The 2,451-nt window shown below is 58.8% G+C and carries 1 protein-coding gene and 1 pseudogene; one reads left to right on the forward strand and one right to left on the reverse strand.

Features of this window, described 5'->3' with window-relative positions; genetic code table 11:
* A pseudogene (locus ACWI8T_RS09475) lies at nt 1-481 on the reverse strand (helix-turn-helix transcriptional regulator); the annotation flags it as partial.
* Between the two features lie 323 nt (nt 482-804).
* Here ACWI8T_RS09475 and ACWI8T_RS09480 point away from each other — a divergent pair.
* Nucleotides 805-2,451 (forward strand): FAD-dependent oxidoreductase (locus ACWI8T_RS09480; protein WP_449138764.1); only part of this gene is annotated, 1,647 nt, incomplete at its 3' end.

A 2,451-nucleotide genomic window follows, 5' to 3' on the forward strand; every position in this document is an offset into this window, starting at 1 on the left:
CCTTCATCGTGTACACGATGAGCGCCGCAGCAACGATAGATGCGGAATAGTAGAGGGCCACGCGCAACGGGTTCAGGCAGCCATACAATTCCGACCACAGAATGAGAATAATGGCTATTCCCGCGCCACCAGCGATTGCTCCAGCCGAGCACAAGACACTCGGACATGAGGGAAACGCGGCACCCAACAAAACACACGCCGTAGAGAAAAGTAGCAAACATAGCGACATGATTCGAGCCCAGGGTTTCTCGATGAGCGGAGAGAGACGCTTGGCGAACACCACGCCCACCAGAAGAACGACCATCATCGACAAATCGAATACATCGCGGGTGGCGGGAAGCCGACCCTGCCCCTCGAAATACGACCCCACGAACGCGAGCTCAATCCACGCGCGGTATGCCGCCAAACCTATGAATGCGAGCGGGAGCTTCGGCAGCCTCGAGGCCCGTTCTCCCCCATTGTCAATGTGTTCCTCGGCCACAGTCCAACAACCCCATCATCAATATGCGCCCGTTCGTCTCATCGAGCACAATTATATTCCCCCGACGCTAGCGACCCCGACGAATGTTACCCCTTTTTTCCGAAGCAGAACCAAACGATCAAGCAAAGCACCAGGTCACACAGGTGGTAGAGAAAGGTGGTAGAGAAATACCACTCCAAAAAACGCAGCTGGCGGATAGTTTTTCGAAATCGACCGCGCCATGATTCTAGCCACAGCGCGCCGCCCTTCCCCTCCCCTGCATCGGCCGGCGCGCCTTCATCGCGCATTGCGAAAAAGGGAAGGTTCACAAGGAAGGTCTAACCATGGAAAACATCACGCAAAATGTATCGCGCCGAAGCTTTTTCGGCATCGCGAGCACCGCGGCGACCGTAGCGGCGGGCGCAATCGCACTTGCCGGCTGCTCGCCGGCAAAGGGCGCAAAGGACAGCACGTCCAAGGCCGAAGCCGAAAAGACCACGACGGTCGCTGGCCACGAGCGCGCAGGACTGCCGTCGTTTTTCGTAGCACCCGACCCCATCACCGATATCAAGAAGACGCTTGACTTCGACGTGGTTGTCATTGGCGCAGGCGCCGCGGGCGTTCCTGCTGCGCTCGCCGCCTGCGAGGCGGGAGCACATGTGGCACTCGTCCAGAAAGAGGCTACCGCCATCTCGCAGGGCAACACTGCCAGCGGCATCATCACCGACCAATCCAACCCGGCCGCAGCGGCCGCACTGCGCCAGCTGCTCGTTAAGGAATCGGCCTACCGCGCCGACGCAGACCTTATCGACGTGTGGATCGAGAACGGCGGCGAAGCAGTGAAGTGGGTGCTCGACCATGTGAAAGAGGCCGGCGGATCGGTTATCGACCAGGGCAACAACCAGCAGTCGAAGGCCTCCAACGAGGTCAACGGCTATTCCAGCTTGAACTACGTCACTTCATACATGGGCCCGAAGCCCTACAATAACGGCGAGGGCATGAAGGTGCTCGCCGACGTGGCGGCCGAGGCTGGCGTTGAAATCTTCTACAACACCCCAGCCGAGCAGCTCGTCAAAGACGGCGACAAAGTCACCGGCGTGATTGCAAAGAGCGAGGAGGGCTACGTTCAGTTCAATGCCAAGAAGGGCGTCATCGTGGCCACGGGCGACTACCAAAACGACGAGGAGATGTCGAACTACTACCTGCCCGATTTGAAATACTTCGGTCGAAAGCAATCGAACAAGACTGGCGACGGCCACAAGATGGTCGTATGGGCCGGCGGCAAGATCTCCAACATCGTACACACCAAGATGATGCACGACTTCGATGCAGGCCCGATGTGGAACATGCCGTTCCTTGCCGTGAAAACCGCGACGGGTGAACGCTTCATGAACGAGAAGATCGACATGGCTGTGGTATGCAACTACCTGACATCGGAAGAGGATGCGGGCCGATATTGCCAGGTATTTGACAGCAAGTACGCCGACACCGCATCGACTTGGAAGGGCTGCGGCAAGTTTGTCGACCCCGATGGGCTGAAAGTTTACATGCAGGAGGAAGACGTCGAACGCAAGGGCGTGCTGCCGAGCTTCATCAGCACCTGGAAGGCCGACACGCTCGAGGAGCTGGGCAAGAAGATGGGCGTGGGCGATATCGACGCGTTCGTTGAGACCGTGAAGCATTACAACGAGATCTGCGAAGCGGGCGCCGACACCGACTTCGGCAAGGAGGCGCAGTACCTCGTCCCCGTCGATTCCGCCCCCTACTACGGCATCAGCCGCACGATTCGCGTCTCGGCAATCTGCACGGGCGTTGACGTGAACAAGCAGCACCAGTGTCTCGACGAAGCGGGCGAGCCCATCGAAGGTCTGTATGCAGTAGGCAACTGCTCGGGCGGCTTCTATGGCGGCGTTGATTACCCGCTGACCGTCGGTGGCCTGTCAATCGGCCGCTGCTACACCGAAGGCTACGTAACCGGCAAACTGGTCGCG

It is taken from the genome of Slackia sp., from assembly GCF_977041755.1.